This window comes from Kitasatospora dryopteridis, from assembly GCF_050749075.1.
Classification (GTDB): Bacteria; Actinomycetota; Actinomycetes; order Streptomycetales; family Streptomycetaceae; genus Kitasatospora.
In genome coordinates, this window is sequence record NZ_CP192749.1 from 6,965,999 (window position 1) to 6,986,946 (window position 20,948).

The 20,948-nt window shown below is 75.2% G+C and carries 16 protein-coding genes and 1 riboswitch; of the genes, 9 read left to right on the top strand and 7 right to left on the bottom strand.

Annotation, left to right across the window (positions count from 1 at the left end; genetic code table 11):
* Positions 1 to 370 precede the first annotated feature (370 nt).
* Together ACQ614_RS31545 and ACQ614_RS31550 are read right to left on the bottom strand one after the other, a co-directional pair.
* Entirely contained in the window at positions 371 to 1,573 is a 1,203-nt protein-coding gene (locus tag ACQ614_RS31545; protein ID WP_431682364.1) for a glycoside hydrolase family 6 protein, read from the bottom strand.
* A gap of 177 nt (positions 1,574 to 1,750) precedes the next feature.
* Positions 1,751 to 2,449, bottom strand: coding sequence for an NAD(P)-dependent oxidoreductase (locus tag ACQ614_RS31550; protein ID WP_431684079.1), 699 nt, complete (start codon positions 2,447 to 2,449; stop codon positions 1,751 to 1,753).
* 88 nt (positions 2,450 to 2,537) lie between these two features.
* On the opposite strand from ACQ614_RS31550, the gene ACQ614_RS31555 reads away from it, so the two are divergent.
* The gene (locus ACQ614_RS31555; RefSeq protein ID WP_431682366.1) at positions 2,538 to 3,131 is read left to right on the top strand and encodes a TetR family transcriptional regulator; all 594 of its coding nucleotides are present in this window, start codon (positions 2,538 to 2,540) and stop codon (positions 3,129 to 3,131) included.
* 673 nt (positions 3,132 to 3,804) lie between these two features.
* Positions 3,805 to 4,791 (top strand): pectate lyase family protein, encoded by a 987-nt coding sequence (locus ACQ614_RS31560; protein ID WP_431682367.1) that lies wholly within the window; start codon positions 3,805 to 3,807, stop codon positions 4,789 to 4,791.
* A 71-nt stretch (positions 4,792 to 4,862) separates the two neighbouring features.
* Here the strand turns inward: ACQ614_RS31560 and ACQ614_RS31565 are convergent, their stop codons facing one another.
* From ACQ614_RS31565 to ACQ614_RS31575, 3 genes are all read right to left on the bottom strand, one after another.
* Entirely contained in the window at positions 4,863 to 5,918 is a 1,056-nt protein-coding gene (locus ACQ614_RS31565; RefSeq protein ID WP_431682368.1) for a LysM peptidoglycan-binding domain-containing protein, read from the bottom strand.
* A 1-nt stretch (position 5,919) separates the two neighbouring features.
* Positions 5,920 to 6,072, bottom strand: a riboswitch (cyclic di-AMP (ydaO/yuaA leader).
* A 527-nt stretch (positions 6,073 to 6,599) separates the two neighbouring features.
* A complete protein-coding gene (locus ACQ614_RS31570) occupies positions 6,600 to 7,286 on the bottom strand; it encodes a hypothetical protein (RefSeq protein ID WP_431682369.1) in 687 nt (228 codons plus the stop codon).
* 130 nt (positions 7,287 to 7,416) lie between these two features.
* Positions 7,417 to 8,865, bottom strand: a complete 1,449-nt coding sequence (locus tag ACQ614_RS31575) for an MFS transporter (RefSeq protein ID WP_431682371.1) — start codon at positions 8,863 to 8,865, stop codon at positions 7,417 to 7,419.
* Between the two features lie 97 nt (positions 8,866 to 8,962).
* On the opposite strand from ACQ614_RS31575, the gene ACQ614_RS31580 reads away from it, so the two are divergent.
* On the top strand, positions 8,963 to 9,874 hold the full coding sequence (locus ACQ614_RS31580) for a LysR family transcriptional regulator (protein ID WP_431682372.1): 912 nt from the start codon (positions 8,963 to 8,965) through the stop codon (positions 9,872 to 9,874).
* Between the two features lie 48 nt (positions 9,875 to 9,922).
* Here the strand turns inward: ACQ614_RS31580 and ACQ614_RS31585 are convergent, their stop codons facing one another.
* Positions 9,923 to 11,434 carry a glutamate synthase subunit beta gene (locus tag ACQ614_RS31585; RefSeq protein ID WP_431682374.1) on the bottom strand — a complete coding sequence of 504 codons (1,512 nt, stop codon included), beginning with the start codon at positions 11,432 to 11,434 and terminating at the stop codon, positions 9,923 to 9,925.
* Between the two features lie 186 nt (positions 11,435 to 11,620).
* Positions 11,621 to 13,726 carry an MMPL family transporter gene (locus ACQ614_RS31590; RefSeq protein ID WP_431682375.1) on the bottom strand — a complete coding sequence of 702 codons (2,106 nt, stop codon included), beginning with the start codon at positions 13,724 to 13,726 and terminating at the stop codon, positions 11,621 to 11,623.
* Between the two features lie 168 nt (positions 13,727 to 13,894).
* Here ACQ614_RS31590 and ACQ614_RS31595 point away from each other — a divergent pair, with 168 nt between their 5' ends.
* The 6 genes from ACQ614_RS31595 (at position 13,895) to ACQ614_RS31620 (ending at position 20,874) form a co-directional block, all read left to right on the top strand.
* On the top strand, positions 13,895 to 14,434 hold the full coding sequence (locus ACQ614_RS31595) for a MarR family winged helix-turn-helix transcriptional regulator (protein ID WP_431682376.1): 540 nt from the start codon (positions 13,895 to 13,897) through the stop codon (positions 14,432 to 14,434).
* Positions 14,435 to 14,514: 80 nt separating this feature from the next.
* Entirely contained in the window at positions 14,515 to 15,165 is a 651-nt protein-coding gene (locus tag ACQ614_RS31600; RefSeq protein WP_431682377.1) for a beta-glucanase, read from the top strand.
* Positions 15,166 to 15,399: 234 nt separating this feature from the next.
* Entirely contained in the window at positions 15,400 to 16,443 is a 1,044-nt protein-coding gene (locus ACQ614_RS31605; RefSeq protein ID WP_431682378.1) for a LacI family DNA-binding transcriptional regulator, read from the top strand.
* 172 nt (positions 16,444 to 16,615) lie between these two features.
* Positions 16,616 to 17,128, top strand: coding sequence for a flavodoxin domain-containing protein (locus tag ACQ614_RS31610; protein ID WP_431682379.1), 513 nt, complete (start codon positions 16,616 to 16,618; stop codon positions 17,126 to 17,128).
* Between the two features lie 181 nt (positions 17,129 to 17,309).
* A complete protein-coding gene (locus tag ACQ614_RS31615) occupies positions 17,310 to 20,054 on the top strand; it encodes a GNAT family N-acetyltransferase (protein ID WP_431682381.1) in 2,745 nt (914 codons plus the stop codon).
* Positions 20,055 to 20,157: 103 nt separating this feature from the next.
* Positions 20,158 to 20,874 (top strand): response regulator, encoded by a 717-nt coding sequence (locus ACQ614_RS31620; RefSeq protein ID WP_431682382.1) that lies wholly within the window; start codon positions 20,158 to 20,160, stop codon positions 20,872 to 20,874.
* Positions 20,875 to 20,948: the final 74 nt, after the last annotated feature.

Below are 20,948 nucleotides of genomic sequence, written 5' to 3' on the forward strand. Positions count from 1 at the left end.
GTGGGGACCGCCCGGACAGGCTGGGTGGGACCTGTTGCGGTGTGGTGCATCCGCCACGCGGCCAGCGGCGGGGAGGTCGATCGCCGACGAGTATGTCGGTGTTGTTGAGGCTGCGTCAATAACAAGTTTCGAGATCAATGCCGAAAGTTTCCCTACCTGCTGACCGCCGGTCAGAGCGTGCTCAAGGCGGGTCCTCAGTCGTCGCATGCGGACGCGCGACTGTCCGGATATGGACACCGGTCAGGCGCATGGTTCGAAAAGTTTCGGCGCATCCTGGGCATGAAAAAGCGCCGGGCGCCGCTGCTGACCAAGGCAGGCGGCGCCCGGCGGCACACCCGGTGGGTGGTGCCGGGCGTGCTGGGGAAGTGGGTCAGTGGCCCGCGGGTGCGGGTGTGTTGAAACGCAGGGCGGGGGAGGCGCCGGCGGCCAGGGCGTGGGCCTGGGCGGGCCACCACGCTCCCGCGGCCGGGTCGGCGGAGCCGTACTCCGGGTCGATGCCGCCCGTGGTTCCGCGGGTGCAGCTGCCGTCCGACTCGCCGGGGACCTTGACCCACAGGTAGGCGTCCAGCAGCGGGACGCCGGTGTCGGCGGTGGGTCGGGTGCCCAGGCCGCGGCCGGGCGGGTTGCACCAGGTCTGCGGGTCGGGGTAGGTCGAGGTGGGCGTCCAGGGGCCCTGGCCGTTGCGGCTGCTGTCGATGACGAAGTGCGGCAGTTCGGCGCCGGCGGGCACGTGGGACGCGTACCAGGCGTCCGCGTCGGCCTGCGGCCAGTACTGGTTGGCGCAGTCGTCGGCCACCGCACCGGGGGTGTGGGTCAGGTACCAGGTGCACTTGGCGATCTGGGTGCCGTAGCGGACGAGGTCGGCGTCGCGCTGGTAGTTGGAGACGTTGAGGAAGAAGCCCTGCGCCCGGTCGACACCGCCGTCGACGAGCAGCTTCGCCATGGTGCCGGTGGACTGCCAGCCGCTGTGGCCGGCGTCCAGGTAGACGGCGGCACGCGGCTGTGCGGTCAGCCGGTCGACGGCGGCGTTGATCTCGGCGAGCCGGTCGGCCTGCTGCCGGTCGGTGCCGCCGCAGAAGGACGGGCTGAGCGCGAGGCCGTCCGGCTCCAGGACCACCACGGTGCGGCGGTCGCCGATGCCCTTGGCGAGACCGTCGATCCAGGCGGCGTACTCGGCGGAGTTGGAGGCGCCGCCGGCGGAGTACTGCGAGCAGTCCCGGCCGGGCACGTTGTACGCCACCGCCACCGGGACCTGCTGCTGCAGGGCGGCGCGGGCCTGCAGCTTCGCCATGGCCCTGGTGGTCTCCTGGGGCGTCGCCGTGCCGTTGAACCACTGGGCGACCGGGTACGAGCCCATCTTCGCCATGGCCAGCGCGTCGGTGAGGTCGCCCGACTTGAGGTCGGCGGCGGCCTGGTGCAGGGCCTTGCTGTCGAGGTCGACGTAGAACCTGGCGCCGGGCGCGGGGGCCCGGTCCCGGCCGGTGGCGGCGGACGCGGGGGAGGGCAGACAGCAGGCCGCGACGGCGGCGACAACGGCGCTCGCTGCCGCGATTCGACGGCGGTGGCGGGACACGTGCGGCTCCTAGGGCTGGCGGACGGGGGTACCGGGAGGCTTCCCCCGTAGTGTGGGAGCGCTCCCAAGCGCGAGGGAATGTCTAGTCGGCGCCATCCGGCGCGTCAAGACTCCGCGCAGAAAGGGATGTTGGGTGCGGAGGCGGAAGGTGCCCCCGCACCCGGCGGCCGTCCGGCCTCAGCGCTGCCGGCGGACGCCCTCGCGCCACAGCAGCCCCAGGATGCCGGGCTTCACCTCCGTGGTGGCCACGCCCATCGCCCGCCGGACGAACCGGTCGTCCGCCAGCTGTGCGAGCATCGCCGCCGCCAGGTCGGCGCGCGAGGTGAACAGCCCGTCGGCGCTGTCCTCGGCGAGCAGGTAGCCGGTCGGCGCCAGGGTGGTGAACAGCCCGGACGGGCGGGCGATCGTCCAGTCCACGTCCTCGGCGGACCTGATCACCTCCTCCATCCGGCGCATGTCCTCGTGCAGGGTGCGGCCCAGCACTCGGTTCACGTACGGGTCCAGCACGTGGTTGAACAGGAAGGCGCCGCTGGGCCGCCAGGCCGGGTCGGCGACGCTGGAGCTCACCGCGACCAGCCGCCGCACGCCGTGCCGGGCCATGGCGCCGGTGACGGCCCGCGCCGCCTGCGAGTAGAGCGTGACGGGCGCCCGGCTGAACGTGGTGCCCAGCGCGGAGAGCACCGCATCGCTGCCCGCGACCACCGCGTCCACCGCCGCGGGGTCGGTGGCGTCGGCCGGTACCACGGTGAGCCCCTCGCGCAGCGGCAGCCCCTGTGGTCGGCGGGACACCGCGGTCACCTGATGGCCGGCCGCGAGGGCCTGGTCGACCAGCTGGCGGCCCGTCGGCCCACTGGCGCCGAGGACGACGATCTGCATCTGCACCCAACTCCTCAATCCTGTCCGGGCTTTCCCGGCCCTTCGACGGCTTGACGATCGCCGAGGGGGCGGACGATATTCAACGGTGATGAATAAGAGCCGGGGCCGTCCGCGCGGCAATCCGCCGACCAGGGCCCGCATCGCCGAGGCGGCCCGCGGCCTGTTCACCGAGCGCGGCTACCGCGGCACGACCCTGCGGGCGGTGGCCGCCGCGGCCGGTGTGGACTCGGCGCTGATCGCCTACCACTTCGGCTCCAAGCAGGGGCTGTTCGGCGAGGTCATGCAGGTGGAGTGCGCCCGCTCGCTGGGCCTGGCCGACGCTCTCCGCGGGGACCGGGACGGCCTCGCGGACCGGCTGCTGCGGGCCGTCACCGACCTCTGGGACGACGCGTCCTTCAACCGCCTCCCGCTGCAGGAGGACGACGCCCGCCGGGTGCTGCAGGAGTACCTGGAACACGAGGTGCTGGCCAGGATTGCTGAATTCCTCGGCGGCCCGGACGCGACCGAACGGGCCACCGCAGCCGTCACCGTGATCGGCGGCCTGATCCACACCCGCTACGTCAACCCGCTGCCGACCGCGGCCGGCCTCTCCTCCGCCGACGTCCGCCGCATCCTCGGTCCCGTGCTCCGCACGGCCCTGGCGACCCGCGCCCGCAGGCCCGTGCCGGCCGGGCGGCGGTAGACGCCGGCATCGTTCATCCGGCTGAACCGGCCGGTGGCCCCGGGCGATGGCCGGAGCGTCCGCTGTCGCCCGCTCGCCTCCGGGCCCTCCCGACCCGGCGCCGACGGTCTCCCCCAGCCTGGCGGCCGGGAGGTGCCCCCATGCTCCGTCGCTTCGCTCCCGCGCTCGCCCTCCTTGCCCGCCGACGGGCAGGAGGGGCCCACCCTTTCGGCACCGGCGGGCCCTTCGGCTCGGGGCGGGTGTCGCCCGCTCGCCTCCGGGCCCTCTTGATCCGGCGCCGACGGTCTCCCCCAGCCTGGCGGCCGGGAGGTGCCCCCATGCTCCGTCGCTTCGCTCCCGTGCTCGCCCTCCTTGCCCGCCGACGGGCAGGAGGGGTCCACCCTTTCGGCGCCGGCGGGCCCTTCGGCTCGGGGCGGACGCCTCTGCCCGATCGTCACGTCTTGCTGTCGGGGGCATTGACGGCATGTCAGGTTCGCGCCTACGGTCTGGCCATGGATGCAGCCACTGTTCACTCATGTGAACACGGCCGAATCCAGGGGAGCCCTTCTCGCCCGTGCGGATCGACCGGGCCGGGCCCCCGTTCCGCCCGGAGTCCGGTCCGGCGCTCCCTGCACCGCCACACCCGCCGACCGCCGGGCGTCCCCCACCCGTCCGACCCGAGGGACTGATTGTCATGATCGCAACAGTGGGACGTTCTGCCCTGCGCCGCCGCGCGCTCGCCGCCGCCGTCGGGGCCGCCCTGGTGGCGGGCCTCTCCGCCACCGCCGCCGGGCAGGCCCGGGCCGCCACCTACGAGAGCTCGCCGTACGGCTTCGCCGCGGGCACCACCGGCGGCGCCGGCGGCAGCAGCACCACCGTCACCACCCTGTCCGCGCTGAAGTCCGCGGTGGCGGGCAGCGCGGCCAAGACCGTGTACATCTCCGGCACCATCTCGCTCAGCGGCCAGGTCGACGTCGGTTCCAACACCAGCGTCATCGGCGTCGGCGCGAACTCCGGCCTGACCGGCGGCGGTCTGCGGGTGAAGAACGCCACCAACGTCATCCTCCGCAACCTGAAGATCTCCAAGGCGGTGGGCACCGACGCCATCACCCTGCAGGCCTCCACCAAGGTGTGGGTGGACCACAACGACCTGTCCTCCGACCGCACCCACGGCAAGGACTACTACGACGGCCTGCTCGACATCACGCACGGCTCGGACAGCATCACGGCCTCCTGGAACAAGTTCCACGACCACTACAAGGTCAGCCTGGTCGGCCACTCCGACAGCAACGCCTCCGAGGACACCGGCAAGCTGCACGTGACCTACGGCCACAACTGGTTCGACAACGTCAACTCGCGCCTGCCCAGCGTCCGCTTCGGCACCGCGCACGTGTACAGCAACTACTTCACCAACGTCGGCGACAGTGCCGTCCACTCGCGGATGGGCGCCCAGGTGCTGGTGGAGCGCAACACCTTCGCCGGCAGCTTCGAGTCCGTCACCACCACCGGCGACAGCAAGACGGACGGCTACGCCAACCTGTTCCGCAACGACCTCGGCTCGACCACCACCGAGATCACCCGGACCGGCAGCTTCACCACCGCGCCCTACACCTACAACCCGACGGGTGCCGACACCGTGGCGTCCGTGGACACCGCGGGCGCCGGCACCGGCCGGATCTGAGCCGAAGCACGCGCAACGCGCCGACGGCCCCGGGCGGTTGCCCGGGGCCGTCGTGCGGCGTGCCTGCGAGGTTACTTGATCTTGAGGACCTGGCCGGGCTTGATGAGGTCCGGGTTCTCTCCGATGGTCGACTCGTTGCTGTCGTAGACCTGCTTCCAGCCGCCGAGCTTGTTCTTGTCGGAGATGTCGGACAGCGTGTCGCCGGCCGCCACGGTGTAGGTGGTCGCCTCCTTGGCGCCCTGGGAGTCCTGCGGCGCGGAGGTGGCCGCCGGGGCCTGGTCCGCGGTGGCGGGCGCGGCGGGGCCGGTGGCCGCGCCGGTGGGGTCGGTGACCGGCGGGACGCCGGTGACGGGCTGACCGGTCGTCGGGTCGGTCGTGGTCGGCGCCGTGGCCCCCGGGAGCGTGGTGCCGGGGGTGGTGCCCGGGGCCGGGGTGGTGGTGGCGTCAGGGGTGCCCGGCACGGTGCCGGTGGGCGGCAGCGCGGTGGTCGGGGCGGACGGGGTCGGCGGAGTGGCCGAATGCCCGTTGCCGGAGTTGTCGCCCTGGTCGTTCTGGGTGGCGCCCGGACCCGTCCAGTAGTCGTAGATCTCCTGGCTGGTGGTCCAATACCACTGGCCGCCGGCCTGGTACCAGTACACGCCGTTGGCGTCCCGGCCCTGCATGCCGGGGAAGACCGGGGCCGCACCGCGAGCCGTGGTGGTCGGCGCGGGCGTGGCCGTCTCCGTCGGCACGACGGTCTCGGGCTTGCCCTCGCCGGTCAGCCCCGCGGTGGTGGCGCACTTGCCCCAGACCTTGGCGCCGCTGTCGGCGAGCACCCGCTCCGCAACGGTGATCTGCTCGTCCTTGGTGGCGCGGTCCGGGGTGGAGGCGAACAGGTCGCCGCCGTAGGCGACCCAGGTGCGCAGGTCCAACTGGAGTCCGCCGTAGGTGCCGTCGCCGGTGGCCTTGGTCCAGTTGCCCGCCGTGGCGCACTGTGCGACCGCGTCCCAGGTGGTGACCGGGGCGGCGTGGGCGCCGGTGGCGGTGAGCAGCGGGATCGCCAGACCTGCACCTGCCACGCCGGCGGCTGCGACGGCGCGCTCGGTCTGGGTGGGGCGGCGGTGACGGCCGGAGCCGATGAAACCCATCGAGTTCCCTCTCCGCACGCCTGCGAGGTGAGCTGTCGGGTTCGGACCGGGGAGGTGGCCCGGCCGCGCGGACGCGGCTTCACCCCTAGCCGTGTGGGGGCGGCGTCGAAACGTGGGTCCCCCGTCCCTGCCCAGGGTCTGGTCGGTGACCCGTTCGACGCGGTGGGCAGGGTTCGGCGTGCCGCGCCTCGGGCGCCCGTGCTGTCGGGCTGAGGTGGAGATTAGAGGGATCGTCACCGCGATAACAAGCCAGCATCCTGAACATCACACAATCATCACGAGTGCTGAGATGCCGCAGGCGTGCATTTCGGCCACACGCCCCGTCATGCGAACGGCTGTCGACGGGGCGCCGACGGGTCGCCACGCAGGTCACGGGGGATGCCGACCCGGCCTGACGTGTCCGCGGCGGGCGGTCCCGGGCGAATTCCGTGGGAAATTCGGCGAAATTCCGCGCCGGAAATGCGGGCGGCCGCTTCCGTTGCCGTGTGCGGGGAATGGCGGTCCGTCGGCGGGCGGCCCCGGCGGGCCCGCCCCGCCGGGGTGATCACGGCACGAACGGAGGCCCGGAGGATCTTTGCGCCGCCGTTCGGGCGCGACGCGCGAACACCGGACCGGCACCGTTCGTGGCGGAACGGAAAGCGGTGGCATGCCCTCCGTTCCGGCCTCCCGGTCGGCCGGCCGTCAGCCCTCCGGCGGCCAGCACGCCAGCACCGCGGCCGCCTCCCCGTCCGTCAGCGGCCGGTGCCCCATCGCCACGTCGTTCCCGTCGAAGGACCATGACTCGGCCAGCAGCAGCACCGGCCGGTCGCCGTCCTCCCGCAGCACCGCCCACCACCCCAGGTCGCCCTGCGCCGACCACTCCACGTACCGGAAGCTCGTCCGAGCGACCCCGGCGCCCTCCGGCGGCAGCCAGTCCGTCACCGATCCCTCCGCCGACGGCGCCCACCGCTGCTGGGCCTCCGTCAGCCCGACCACCTCGTCCACCGAGACCTGCACCCAGGCCCCGCCCGGCCGGGCGTCCGCCACCGCCAGCGGCGTGCAGCGGACCATGGCGTGCGCGGGCAGCTCCTCCGGGCAGTCCGGCGCGCAGTTCGCCACCGTGGACGGCGGCGCGAACAGGCACCAGAACGGCCCCTCGGCGAGGAACGGGCCGTCCATCCCCACCATCCGCACCTCGCCCGCCACCGGGGCCCGCTCCGCGGGGGCGAACCCGTGGCCGCCGTACGGCGACGCGGTGCACCCGGGCGCCGCCCAGCGGGCCAGCGACGTTCCGGCGGCCCGCGCCCACCCGGGCGGAGGAGAGGGGGACCAGGGGCGGCGCGCCGCGCAGCCGCACCCCGCTGCGTCGACGGAAACGATGACGGTCATGACAGGCATGGTGGCAAACCGGCCCGCCGCCGCCCGCGGCCGGGTGCCGGCCGGCCGGGAGACGGCGGTCCGGGAGGCGGTGGGCCGGCGGTCGGCCGGTCGGCCCGTGTACCGGTCACCCGTGCGCGGGTCAGCTCGCGCTCCGGTCCGCCACGGGCCGGGGAGCCGCCGCGGGGCCGGCGCCGGCGGGCCGACCGCGCAGGCCGAGCGTCACGGCGACGGCCGCCAGCAGCACCGGCACCGCGACCACCCGCAGGCCGGCCGCCATCCCGGCGGTGAACTCGGCCGGGCCGTGCGCAGATCCGCCCCCGGCGTGCGAGGCGAGCACCGTGCCGACGACCGCGACGCCGAGCGCCGCGCCGAGCTCCCGGGCCGCGGTGTTCAGCCCGGCACCCAGCCCGGCCTGGTGGCCGGGGAGTTCGGACACCACGGTGTGGGTCAGACCCGGGGCGCACAGCCCCATGCCGGCCGACAGCACGAGCAGCCACAGCGCGTACACCGGGTACGGCGTGGCCGGGCCGGCCGTGGAGACGCCGAGCAGCCCGCCGCCGATCAGGGCCAGCCCGCCGCCGGCCACCAGGCGCACGCCGTGCCGGTCCTGCAACCGAGCGGCGAGCCGCGGCACCAGGGCCATGCCGACGGTCAGCGGCACGATCGCCAGCCCCGTCCGGGCCGGCGGGTAGCCCTTGGCGTACTGCAGGAACTGCGAGTTGACGAAGAACAGCGCGAACAGGCCGAAGAAGGACGCCGCCGTGCCCACGGCCGCCGCGCGCAGCCGGCGGGAGCGGAACACCCGGGGGTCGACCAGCGGCCGCCGCGCCCGCAGCCCGTGCCCGGTGAACAGCGCCAGCAGCACCGCCCCGGCCGCGAACCCGGTGAGTACCGGCGCCGACCACCAGCCGTGCGAGGGGCCCTCGATGATGCCGTACAGCACGGCGCCGGTGCCGCCGATCAGCAGCACGGAGCCCGCCGGGTCGGCGGAGGACGGGTGGCGGGGCAGGTCGGGGACGGTGCGGAGCACGGCCGCCGCCAGTACGGCCGCCAGCGGTGCCATCGCCCAGAACAGCGCCTGCCACGGCAGGTACTGGGCGGTCAGGCCGCCGCCGACGTTCCCGGCCAGGCCGCCGAGGCCGACCGCGAGCGTCCAGGAGGCGACGGCCTGCACCCGTCGCTCCGGGCCGGCCAGGTGCACCAGCACCGCCATGGTGGCGGGCATGACCAGCGCGGCCCCCGCGCCGGAGACCGCCCGCCCGGCGACGAGCGCGGCCACCGAGCCGAGGGTGCCGCCGCCGGCGCTCAGGCACGCCCCCGCGGCGAACAGGGCGAGCCCGGCGAGCAGCGCACGCCGCCGCCCCCAGCGGTCGCCCAGCGCGCCGGCCGGGATCAGCAGCCCGGCGAAGACGATGACGTACGCGTCGACCGTCCAGAGCAGTGCGCTCGGGGACGGATGCAGGGCGGAGGCGGCGAGTTGGGGGATCATCAGGTTGATCGCGGCGACCATGCTCTGGGCGACCAGCACACTGGCGCACATCGTGAGCAGGGTGGACCGGCGCAGTGCCGTCCGGGTGTTTTCGGGCATGGGCGGGGGAGCTCCTTCCGGAGCGGAGGTGTGTGGGTTCCCGTCCACCGTAGGGCGATGCTTGGATTGCATCCAGTGCATGTTCTGCATGAGAGGAATGCGTGCCGTGCAATCCACGATGGACCTCAACCTGCTGATCGCCCTGGACGTGCTCGTCGAGGAGCGCAGCGTCTCGGGCGCCGCGGCCCGGCTGCACCTGTCCGAGCCCGCCATGAGCCGCACCCTGGGCCGCATCCGGCGGGCCCTCGGCGACCCGGTGCTCGTCCGGGCCGGGCGGACGATGGTGCCGACCCCGCACGCACTCGCGCTCCACCCCGAGGTCCGCGCCGTGGTGGAGCGCGCCCGGGCACTGTTCACCGCCGGCGGACAGGTCGACCTGCGCACCCTGGACCGGACGTTCACCGTTCTGGCGCACGACGCCTTCGCCGCCGCCCACGGCGCCGGACTGTTCGCGCGCACGGCGGCCGAGGCACCCGGGGTGCGCCTGCGGTTCTTCGGCGAGAGCCACCTCGACGCCCCCGCCCTGCGCGAGGGCACCGCCGACCTGGAGGTCGGGGTCATCGACACCACCTCGCCCGAGGTGCACGTCGAACAGCTCTACGAGGACCGGATGCTGGCCGTCGTCCGGGCCGGCCACCCGCTGCTCGACGGCCCGCCCACCCCGGAACGGTTCGCCGCAGGCCGGCACATCGGCGTCTCCCGGCGCGGCCGCCTGCACGGCCCGATCGACACCGCCCTCGCCGAACTCGGCCTCTCCCGCACGGTGGTGGGCACCGTGGCGACCTATCCGGCGGCACTGTTCGTGCTGCGCAGTACTGATCTGATCGGCCTCACCACCAGCCGCAGCCGCAGCCTGGCCGACGCCCTCGGTCTGGTGACGCTCGACATCCCGCTCGACCTGCCCTCCCTCCCCTTCGGGCTGGCCTGGCACCCCCGCCACGACGCCGACCCGGCCCACGCCTGGCTGCGCGGCTGCATCCGCGAGCTGCTGGCCGGCGACGGGTGGTGAAGTCAGGGGCCCAGCGCCCCTGAGGGGTTGCCCCGCCGGGCTCGGTGGTCAGGCCGGGAGCGGGGGGACGTCCTCGGGGGTGATGGCATGGTCGGCGGGGGTGATGGGGGAGGGGAGTTCGTCGCGGCCGGTGAGGTAGCGGTGGACGGCGGCGGCGGCCGCGCGGCCTTCGGCGATGGCCCAGACGACCAGGGACTGGCCTCGGCCGGCGTCGCCCGCGACGAAGACGCCCTCCGGCCCGGCCGCGAACCGGCCGTCCCGGGCGAGGTTGCCGTGGGCGTCCAGGCCGAGGCCCAACTGTTCGGCCAGGCCGCTGCCGTGTTCGGGGCCGGAGAAGCCGAGGGCGAGCAGCACGAGGTCGGCGGGGAGTGCGTGCTCGGTGCCGGGCACCGGGGTCCGGCCGCCGGGTTCGGCGTCGGCGAAGCGGACGGCCGAGACGTGTCCGCCGGAGTCGGTGTCGAAGCGGACGGTGGCGGAGGCGTAGGCCCGGATGTCCGGGTCCGCGAGGGTCGGCGGCCGGAGTTCGCCGGCCTCCTCGTGCGAGGTGGTCGCCCGGTGGACCTTGGGGTGGACGGGCCAGGGCTGCGCCTCCGGGCGGGCCGCGGGTGGCCGCGGATGGATGTCCAACTGCCTTACGTCCAGAGCTTCCTGGCGCACAGCGGTGCCCACGCAGTCGGCCGCGGTGTCGCCGCCGCCGATCACCACCACGTGCCGGCCCTGCGCGCTGACCGGGGAGTGGTCGAGGTCGCCCGCCACCACCCGGTTGGCCAGCGGCAGGTACTCCATGGCCTGGTGGATGCCGGCGGACTCCCGCCCGGGCACCGGGAGTTCGCGCCAGGCGGTGGCGCCGACGGCGATCACCACCGCGTCGCAGCCGGCCCGCAGCTCGTCCGCCGGCAGGTCCCGGCCGACGGCCACGCCGGTGCGGAACTGCGTTCCCTCGGCGCGGAGTTGGTCGATCCTGCGGTCGAGGCGGTGCTTCTCCAGCCGGAAGTCCGGGATGCCGTAGCGCAGCAGGCCGCCGATCCGGTCGGTGCGCTCGTAGACGGTGACGGTGTGGCCGGCCCGGGTGAGCTGCTGGGCGGCGGCCAGGCCGGCGGGGCCGGAGCCGACCACCGAGACGGTGCGCCCGGTGCGGCGCTCCGGCGGCCGCGGCGGTTCCAGGCCGTGTTCCCAGGCGTGGTCGGCGATGGCGAGTTCGACGTTCTTGATGGTCACCGCGTCGGCGTTGATGGCCAGCACGCAGGCGCTCTCGCAGGGCGCCGGACAGAGCCGGCCGGTGAACTCCGGGAAGTTGTTGGTGGCGGCCAGCCGTTCCACGGCGTCGCGCCAGTCGTCCTCGGAGACCAGGCGGTTCCACTCCGGGACGAGGTTGCCCAATGGGCAGGCCTGGTGGCAGAACGGCAGGCCGCAGTCCATGCACCGGGCGGCCTGGCTGCTGATGATCGGGAGCAGCGCCCGCCGCTGGTAGACCTCCTCCCAGTCGTGCACCCGGGCCGCGACGGTCCGGCGGGCGCGGAGCAGCCGGGGCGTGTTCAGGAACGCCTTGGGGTCGGCCATGGTCGGCCTCCAGCGGTGCGGTTCGCCGCCGGGCGTCAGGGCGGGGAGTGTCGGCAGGAGGGAGGTGGGGGCACGGGGCCGGGGGAGCGCGGGGTCGGCGGTCGCAGCCGGGCGGGCGTGCGCACAGTGCCGTGTGGCCACCGTACGCCCGCCCGCCCGGCTTGGACAGTGGGGCGGCGTCCCTGCTCAGCGGGCCGCGGGGACCTGCTCCCCGGCCGGCTCGGCCGGGGCCTCCACCGGGTCGAGCCGGGCCGGCCACCAGGAGCGGGCGCCGAGGTCGTACACCAGCGCCGGGACCAGCAGCGAGCGGACCAGCAGGGTGTCCAGCAGCACGCCGAAGGCGACGATGAAGGCGATCTGCACCAGGAACGCCAGCGGGATCACGCCGAGGGCGGCGAAGGTCGCGGCGAGCACCACGCCGGCCGAGGTGATCACGCCGCCGGTCGCGGTGAGCGCCCGCAGCACACCCTCCCGGGTGCCGTGCCGCAGCGACTCCTCGCGGGCCCGGGTCATCAGGAAGATGTTGTAGTCCACGCCGAGCGCCACCAGGAACACGTAGCCGTACAGCGGCACCGACGGGTCGGTGGCCGGGAAGCCCAGCACGTGCGGGAAGACGACCGCCGAGACGCCGAGCACCGCGAGGTACGAGAGCGCCACCGTCGCCGCCAGCAGCAGCGGCGCCACCAGCGAGCGCAGCAGCACGATCAGGATCAGCAGGATGCACACCAGCACCACCGGGACGATCACCCCGCGGTCGCGGGAGGCGGTGGCCCGGGTGTCCTCCTGCTGTGCGGTGTAGCCGCCGACCAGGGCGTCCGCGCCGTCCACGGCGTGCACCGCGTCGCGCAGCCGCAGCACGGTGGCCACCGCCGCGTCGCCGTCCGCCGGGTCGGCGAGCGTGGCGTCGAGGCGGACCAGCCCGTCGACGGTCTTCGCCGGGCCGCCCGGCGCGCCGCCGGTGAACGCGGCGACCGCGCTCACCCCGGGCACCGCGCGGGCAGCGGCCGCGACCGCCTCCGCCTTCTCCGCACGGGCGACGATCACCGCCGGGTTGCCGGAGCCGCCGGGGAAGTGCGCCGACAGCACCTTCTGCGCGGCCACCGAGGGCTGCGCCTTGACGAACAGGTCGGTCTGCGCGACGCCGCGGGCGTCCAGCGCGGGCGCGAAGGCCGCACAGGCCGCCAGCACCGCCAGGGCGCAGGCCCAGGTCGCCCGGGGGCGCCGCCCGACGAGCGCCGCCACCCGCTGCCAGATCCCGTGCACCGGTGCGGAGCCGTCCGCCGGCGGGCGGGCCGGCCAGTACGCGGCGCGGCCGCAGAGCACCAGCGCGGCCGGCAGGAAGGTCAGTGCGGACACCACCGCGCAGCCGATGCCGATCGCGCCGACCGGGCCCAGCGCCCGGTTGTTCGTCAGATCGGAGAGCAGCAGCACCAGCAGGCCCAGTGCCACGGTCAGCCCGGAGGCGACGATCGGCTCCGCGGAGCGCCGCCAGGCCGTCCGCATCGCCGCGAACCGGTCGGCGTGCAGCGGGAGTTCCTCGCGGAAGCGGGCCGAGAGCAGCAGCGCGTAGTCGGTCGCGGCGCCGATCACCAGGATCGACAGCAGGCCCTGGATCTGCCCGTCCACCCGGACGATGCCGTGCTGCGCCAGCACGTACACCAGGGCGCAGGCGACGCCGAGGGCGAACACCGCGCCGACGATCACCAGCAGCGGCAGCAGCACGCTGCGGTAGACGGCGAGCAGGATGACCAGCACCACGCCGAGCGCGACGCCCAGCAGCAGGCCGTCGATGCCGGCGAACGCCCCGCCCAGGTCGGCCATGATCGCCGCCGGGCCGGCCAGTGCCACGGTGGTGCCGGGCACCTGCTCGACCCGGGCGCGGACTGCGTCGACGCTGTCCGCGGTCTCCCGGCCGAGGTCGGAGCGGAGGGCGACCACGCCCTGCAGGGCCCGGCCGTCCTCGGAGGGCCGGGCGGGGGAGGCCTGGCCGGTCGCGCCCGGCACGGTGGCCGCGGCCTGCAGGGCCCGGTCGGCGGCGGTGCGCTGCTCGGCGGTGACCGAGCCGTCGCGGGCCTCCCAGACGACGATCACCGGGAGGGTGCCCTCGGCCTGGAATCCCTTCTCCAGGGCGGCGACCCTGGTCGACTCGGCGCTCTTGGGCAGGAAGGCGGCCCGGTCGTTGGTGGACACCTCGGTCAGGCGGCCGGCGAAGGAGCCGAACGCGCCGCCGAGGGCCAGCCAGACGACGACGAGGGCCAGGGGGAGCAGAAGCCGGATGCGGCGTGGGGGCACGGCGGGTCCTCCGGGGTCGGTCGGCGGTCGGACGCGATGATATCTCAATTATCGAAAGACTTGACCATTGAGATAATCGGAGGGGCGGAGACGCCCTAGGCTGGGGGCTCCCGCCCGGCGCAGCCCGCCGACCCGTTCCGGCGCAGCCCACCGACCGAGAGGTGACCCTTGTCCGACCAGGAGTCGACCGCCCCCGCGCAGCGGACGCCCGACAGCAAGGCCTTCGGCAACCTCCTGCAAGGGCTCGCCTCCGAGATGAACCTGCTCGGCCACGACTTCGCCGCCGCGCAGGGCCTGCACGCCACCGACGTCCAGGCGCTCCTCGCGATCATGCGCGGCTCCACCGGCGTCACCCCCGGCCCGGTCACCCCCGGCCGACTGCGCGAGGAGCTCGCCCTCACCTCCGGCGCCGTCACCGCCGTCCTCGACCGGCTGGAGCGCGCCGGGCACATCCGCCGCAGCCGTGACGCCGCCGACCGCCGCCAGGTCCAGGTGCACTACAACCCCGGCGCCAGCCGGATGGCCGCCGCCTGGTTCGCCCCCGTCGCCGACTGCACCGACGCCGTGGCCGCAGAGTTCAGCGCCGACGAACTGCGCACCGTCGCCCGCTTCCTCGACCGGATGACCACCGGGCTCGAGGAGCTGCGCCACGCCCGCCGCGAGGACGCGGCCGCCGGTCCGGATTCGGAACCTCCGATTCGCATATGACGAACCGTAACGGGTAATTCACTCCCAGTGATTGACGGCGTCCGCCCAAAACGCGGCGGACCGGCAACCGGGAGGCGGCGATGGCAACGGTCTTCAGCGCGGACTTCACGTCGGCACGGCAGTGGGTGGCGGGGCGCAGCAGCGCCTACCCCCGGATGGGGCCCACCAACAGGAGCGACCACAAGCTCGACCACCTCGTCCCCGACTACTGCCCCGGCGGCGTCTTCGCCGCCGCCCGGCGGCCCGGCAGCGACCTGTGGAACTGCAACCTGCTCACCACCGAGGGCAGCCCGGACGGCTTCCAGCTGCGGCCCGGCGACGTGATGCTCGCCCGGGTCACCCTCCCCACCGCCCTCGGCGCCTGGCCCGCCATCTGGACCTGGCGGGACGGCGGCAACGAGATCGACGTCTTCGAGTACCACCCCGACAACCCCGACCTGCTGGAGGTCTCCAACCACGTCCGCGGCGGCTACCGCTACTGGCACGGCGGCGCGGTCGGCATAGCCCCCGGCGCCACCGTCGAGCTCCGCACCGTCTTCGGCCGCACCTCCGTCGACTGGTACGCCAACGGTGCCGCCGTCCACTCCGACCGCCGGGGCGTCGGCTCCACCTGGCACGCCTACCTGATCGTCAACCTCTCCGTCTCCGACGGCACCTACCACCCGCGCCCGCCCGCCGACGGCCCCTCCCGGTTCAGCTGGACCTGCCACAGCCTCGTCGTCGAACGCTGACCCGCAAGTTGCCCCGCAACCGCCCCGCAACCGCCCCACCGGCACCGCCCGCCGCTCAACCGCTTGAGTCGACAGCGTCCGACGGCCCGTCCCGGGGCGGCCCGCGGACGCCCGGCCGGCCTCAACCGGTTCGTGGACACGGGACCGGCACGGCACATAGATTGGACGCCGATCTTCGTGCGGGCTGGCGCGCGGAGCCGCGACACGGGGCCGCGCGCCCCCGGAGGGCCGACGATGAGCCGGGGCAGGTCGGACACCAGACGGGTCACCATCCGCGACGTCGCCGACCGCGCGGGCGTCTCCACCGCAGCCGTCTCGCTCGCCCTCAACGACCGCCCCGGCGTCTCCGCCGCCACCCGCGAACGCATCCTCGCCACCGCCCGCGAACTCGGCTGGACCCCCAACACCGCCGCCCGCTCGCTCTCCGCCCAGCAGGTCGACACCGTCGGCCTGGTCCTCGCCCGGCCCGCGCCCATGCTCGGCTGGGAGCCCTTCTACATGGACTTCATCGCCGGCGTCGAGAGCGTCCTGGTGGAACGCCGCTGCTCCCTGCTGCTGCGACTGGTCGGCAGCATCGAGGAGGAGATCGACGTCCAGCGCGAATGGTGGCAGGGCCGCCGGGTCGGCGGCTCCCTCCTCGTCGACCTGCGCACCGACGACCCGCGCATCCCCGCCCTCTCCGCCGCCGGCCTGCCCGCCGTCGCCGTCGGCGACCCCTCCCTGGCCGGCCCGTACCCGGCCGTGTGGACGGACGACGACCGTGCCGTCCGGGAGGCCGTCCGCTACCTCGCAGCCCTCGGCCACCGCCGGATCGCCCGGGTCGGCGGCCCCGCCGGCCTCGGCCACAGCGCCATCCGCACCCGCGCCTTCGAAGAGGTCTCCGCCGAACTCGGCCTGGAGGACGCGGTCTCGCTGCCCGCCGACTACTCCGGAGAGGGCGGCTCCCGGGCCACCCGCACCCTGCTCGCCTCCGCGCACCGCCCCACCGCCGTCGTCTACGACAACGACGTGATGGCCGTCGCCGGCCTCTCCGTCGCCACCGAGATGGGCCTGCGGGTGCCCCAGGACCTCTCCCTGGTCGCCTGGGACGACTCGCAGCTCTGCCGGCTCGTACGGCCCCGGCTCTCCGCGATGAGCCGCGACGTGTTCGGCTTCGGCGCCCAGGCCGCCCGCTGCCTCTTCGAGGTCCTCGACGACGGCACGGCACCCTCCCGGCCCGCACCGGACCCGGTCCTCGTCCCCCGGGAGTCCACCGCCCCGCCCGGCGCCGAACGCTGACAGACCGTCGGCACCGGTTCGGAGGGCCCGGAGGCGAGGGGGACAACGGGCTGCCGAACGGCCCACCCGCACCGCCCCCGACGGCCCTGGCCGCCTCCGCCCCCGTGCCCCACCCTGGAGATGTCGGCACCTGCCGCCCGGCACCCCGGCCGACCGGCGACGGGAGGACGTGATGAACGCTACGAAGACCCAGAGGATCCTGGTCGCCTACGGCAGCAAGCACGGCGCCACCGCCGGAATCGCCGCCGAAATCGGCCTCGCCCTCCAACAGGACGGCTTCGAGGCCTCCGTCGTCCCCGCCGGCGAGGTCCGCGACGTCACCCCGTACGACGCCGTCATCCTCGGCGGCTCGCTGTACGCCGGCCACTGGCACCGCGACGCCCTGCGCTGCGCCCACCGCAACGCCGAGGCGCTGAACGAGCGGCCCGTCTGGCTGTTCAGCAGCGGCCCGATCGACGGCTCCGCCGAACAGGAGGACCTCCTGCCGGTGCCCGGCGCCGCCCGCGAGATGGAACGCCTGCACGCCCGCGGCCACGTCACCTTCGGCGGCAGCATGACCGAGGAGACCCCCGGCCTGATCGCCCGCATGATGGTCAGGAAGGGCAAGGGCGGCGACTACCGCAACGCCGAGCACATCCGGCAGTGGGCCCACCAGGTCGCCGGAGAACTCCGCACCGCCGACTGAACGAACGCACACGGGCAACCCATGGGGGCGCGCCCCCGGCGAGTGCCCCCGGTGAGTGCCCCAACGCCCCTCGGGAAGGGGCCGACCGGCCCTGTCCGCGGCACCGCCGCCCGGCCGACCGTGGAAACACCGGCGACCGCGATCCCACCCGGCACCCGCCCGGCGAGCGAGGAGCCCAGCCATGCCCGCCCTGCCGCACCAGCCACCCGCCGCCGAGGCCCTCCTCGCCGACGGCACCACCACCGCCATCCGCCCGATCGAGGCCCGCGACCACGCCGCCGTCCTCGACCTGCACGCCGTCCGGATGTCCGAGGAGAGCCGCCGGCTGCGGTTCTTCGGCGCCAGCCGGCGCGCCCCGCTGCTCGCCGCCGAACGGCTCTGCGCCCCGCCCCGCCCCGGTTTCCTCGCCCTCGGCGCCTGGGTCGGCGGCGAACTCGTCGGCGAGGCCGACTACGAGACCGCCCCCGACCGGCCCGGCACCGCCGAGATCGCCGTCGCCGTCGCCGACGCCTGGCACCACCGCGGCGTCGCCACCCTGCTCGTCGAGCACCTGCTGCACGCCGCCCGCGAACGCGGCGTCCACACCGTCGAGGCCGACACCCTCGTCGGGAACCTCGCCGTCCACCGCGTCTTCGCCGACCTCGGCCTGCCCGTCCGGCGCCACCTCGACCAGGGCGAGATCCGGCTCACCGTCCGCTTGGACGAGGACGACGAGCACTACCGCGAAGCCGTCGAGGCCCGCGGCGCCACCGCCGACGTCGCCAGCCTCACCGCCCTGCTCCGGCCGCGCGCGGTCGCCGTCGTCGGTGCCTCCCGGCGACCGGGCGCGGTCGGCCACGCCGTCCTCGCCAAGATCCGCGAGGGCGGCTTCACCGGCGAGCTGTGGGCCGTCAACCCGTACGCCGACCAGGTCGCCGGCGAGCCCGCCTTCCCCGCGACCGCCGCCCTGCCCGGCACCCCGGACCTCGCCGTCCTCGCCGTGCCGCCCGCCGCGGTGCCGGCCGCCGCCGAGGAGTGCGGCCGGGCCGGAGTGCGCGCCCTGGTCGTCCTCACCGCCGGCCTCGACCACGACGCCGCCGGCCAGCTGATGCACTCCTGCCGCCGGCACAGCATGCGCCTGGTCGGCCCGAACAGCCTCGGCATCGCCCAGACCGACCCGGAGGTCCGCCTGGACGCCGAATTCGGCGGCGCCCTCCCGCTGCCCGGCAGCGCCGGCGTCGCCGTGCAGTCCGGCGGCGTCGGCATCGCCCTGCTCGACCGCCTGGCCTGGCTCGACATCGGCGTCTCCAGCTTCGTCTCGCTCGGCGACAAGTACGACGTCAGCGGCAACGACCTGCTGCAGTGGTGGGAGGCCGACGGACGCACCGACCTCGCCCTGCTCCACCTGGAGTCATTCGGCAACCCGCGCGCCTTCGCCCGCACCGCCCGCCGGGTCACCCGCACCCTGCCCGTCCTCACCGTCGACGCCGGCCGCTCCGCCGCCGGCCGCCGCGGCGCCGCCTCGCACTCCGCGGCCGCCGCCACCCCCACCGTCACCCGGCAGGCACTGTTCCGGCAGGCCGGGATCACCGCCACCCGCAGCATCGGCGAGCTCGTCGAGACGGCCGCCCTGCTGCACGCCCAGGCGCTGCCGCAGCCGCGCTGCCGCACCGTCGTCCTCTCCAACGCCGGCGGCATCGGCGTCCTCGCCGCGGACGCCTGCGCCGACGCCGGACTCGACCTCCCGCCGCTGCCCGAGGACCTCGCCGCCGCCCTGCGCGCCGTCCTCCCCGGCGGTGCCACCACCGCCAACCCCGTCGACGCCACCGCAGCCGTCCGCCCCGACGAACTCCTCGACTGCATCGACCTCCTCGACCGGCACCCGGCCGTCGACGCCCTGCTGGTCTGCCTCGTCCCCACCGCCGTCGCCAGCGGCCCCGACGACCCGCGCCGCGCCCTGCACGACGGCCCCGGACGGCGCCGCACCCCCGTCGCCGCCGTCCTCGTCGACCAGCAGATGCCCGTCCGGCACCTCGACGGCGCCGACGGCCGCCGCATCCCCAGCTACGCCGACCCGCTCGCCGCCGCCCGCGCCCTCGCCCACGCCCGCGACCGGGCCCGGCTGCTCGCCGAACCGCCCGGCACCGAGGCCCTCCCGCCCGTCCACGACCCGGCCGGGGCCGCCCGCGTCCTCGACGAGCACCTCACCGAGCACCCCGACGGCGGCTGGCTCGATCCGGCCCGCACCGCCCGCCTCCTCGACTGCTACGGCATCCCGCTCACGCTGTCCGTGCAGGCGCCCGACGAGCGCTCCGCCGTGGCCGCCGCCCGCTCGCTCGGCCGCGTCGGCCACGACGGCCGGGTCGTCCTCAAGGCACACGTCCCCGGGCTCGTCCACAAGGGCCGCGCCGGCGGCGTCCGCACCGGACTCCTCGGCGAGGACGAGGTCCGCGCCGCCCACCGCGAGTTCACCACCCGCTTCGGCACCGGCCTGGCCGGCACCGTCGTCCAGCCGATGGCCGCCCCCGGCCTCGAACTGCTCGTCGGCGCCGTCCAGGACGAGGTCTTCGGCCCCCTGGTCGTCCTCGGCCTCGGCGGCACCGCCACCGACCTGCTCGACGACCGCACCGCCAGGCTCGCCCCGCTCACCACCGCCGACATCGACACCATGCTGGGCGAACTCCGCGGCACCCCGCTGACGGCCGACACGACCGCCGGCGCCCCCGGCACGCCCGCGGTGGACGTCGCCGCCGTCCGCGCCGTGCTCGCCGGCGTCTCCCGGATGGCCGCCGACCTGCCGCAGCTCGCCGAGGCCGACCTCAACCCGCTGATCGCCCGGCCCGGCGGCCTGGTCTGCGTCGACGCCCGCGTCCGCATCGAGCCCCGCACCCCCTTCGACCCCCACCTGCGCCGGCTCCGCCCGCCGCCCGCCGCCACCACCGGCTGACCCGGCCGCACACCTGCCGCCCCGGGGGCGTGCCGCCCGGTGCGGCCCGGCCGCGCCCCGCGCAGAATCGAAGAGCACCTGCCCCGCACCCACGGGAGACACGATGGACACCACCGGCGGCACCGGGCCGGCGCCCGTGAGGATCTTCCTCCTCGACGACCACGAGGTCGTCCGCCGCGGAGTGCGGGACCTGCTGGAGGCCGAACCCGGCCTCGAAGTCGTCGGCGAGGCCGGCACCTGCGCCCAGGCCCTCGCCCGGGTGCCCGCGCTGCGCCCCGACGTCGCCGTCCTGGACGTCCGCCTCCCCGACGGCGACGGCGTCTCCGTCTGCCGCGAACTCCGCAGCACCCTCCCGGGACTCGCCTGCCTGATGCTCACCTCCTTCGACGACGACGACGCCCTGCTCGACGCGATCATGGCCGGGGCCGCCGGCTACGTCCTCAAGCAGGTCAAGGGCTCCGACCTGGTCGGCGCCGTCCGCACCGTCGCCGCCGGCCAGTCCATGCTCGACCCGGCCACCACCCGCCAACTCATGGAGAACCTCCGCCACCAGGACGAGGAACCGGAGACCGACGCCGCCCTCGCCGCCCTCACCCCGCGCGAGAAGGAGATCCTCGCCCTCGTCGGGGAGGGCCTGACCAACCGGCAGATCGGCGAACGGCTCTACCTCGCCGAGAAGACCGTCAAGAACCACGTCTCCCGGCTGCTCGCCAAACTCGGCGTCGAACGCCGCCTGCAGGCCGCCGTCCTCGCCGCCCACGCCGAGGGCGAGGACCCGCACCACCACCCCCGCCCGCACCGCCCGGGCCCACCGTCCTGAGCCCAGCGGCCGCCGAACCGGGCCGATCGGCCCAAGCCCCGCCCCCCGCCGCAGCGGGACGATCGAAGTGGGCG

Coding starts and splice junctions, on each gene's coding strand:
- ACQ614_RS31550 (WP_431684079.1), bottom strand. CDS start 2,449: ATGCAGATCGTCGTCCTCGGCGCCAGTGGGCCGACGGGCCGCCAGCTG.
- ACQ614_RS31555 (WP_431682366.1), top strand. CDS start 2,538: ATGAATAAGAGCCGGGGCCGTCCGCGCGGCAATCCGCCGACCAGGGCC.
- ACQ614_RS31560 (WP_431682367.1), top strand. CDS start 3,805: ATGATCGCAACAGTGGGACGTTCTGCCCTGCGCCGCCGCGCGCTCGCC.
- ACQ614_RS31565 (WP_431682368.1), bottom strand. CDS start 5,918: ATGGGTTTCATCGGCTCCGGCCGTCACCGCCGCCCCACCCAGACCGAG.
- ACQ614_RS31570 (WP_431682369.1), bottom strand. CDS start 7,286: ATGACCGTCATCGTTTCCGTCGACGCAGCGGGGTGCGGCTGCGCGGCG.
- ACQ614_RS31575 (WP_431682371.1), bottom strand. CDS start 8,865: ATGCCCGAAAACACCCGGACGGCACTGCGCCGGTCCACCCTGCTCACG.
- ACQ614_RS31580 (WP_431682372.1), top strand. CDS start 8,963: ATGCGTGCCGTGCAATCCACGATGGACCTCAACCTGCTGATCGCCCTG.
- ACQ614_RS31585 (WP_431682374.1), bottom strand. CDS start 11,434: ATGGCCGACCCCAAGGCGTTCCTGAACACGCCCCGGCTGCTCCGCGCC.
- ACQ614_RS31600 (WP_431682377.1), top strand. CDS start 14,515: ATGGCAACGGTCTTCAGCGCGGACTTCACGTCGGCACGGCAGTGGGTG.
- ACQ614_RS31605 (WP_431682378.1), top strand. CDS start 15,400: ATGAGCCGGGGCAGGTCGGACACCAGACGGGTCACCATCCGCGACGTC.
- ACQ614_RS31610 (WP_431682379.1), top strand. CDS start 16,616: ATGAACGCTACGAAGACCCAGAGGATCCTGGTCGCCTACGGCAGCAAG.
- ACQ614_RS31615 (WP_431682381.1), top strand. CDS start 17,310: ATGCCCGCCCTGCCGCACCAGCCACCCGCCGCCGAGGCCCTCCTCGCC.
- ACQ614_RS31620 (WP_431682382.1), top strand. CDS start 20,158: ATGGACACCACCGGCGGCACCGGGCCGGCGCCCGTGAGGATCTTCCTC.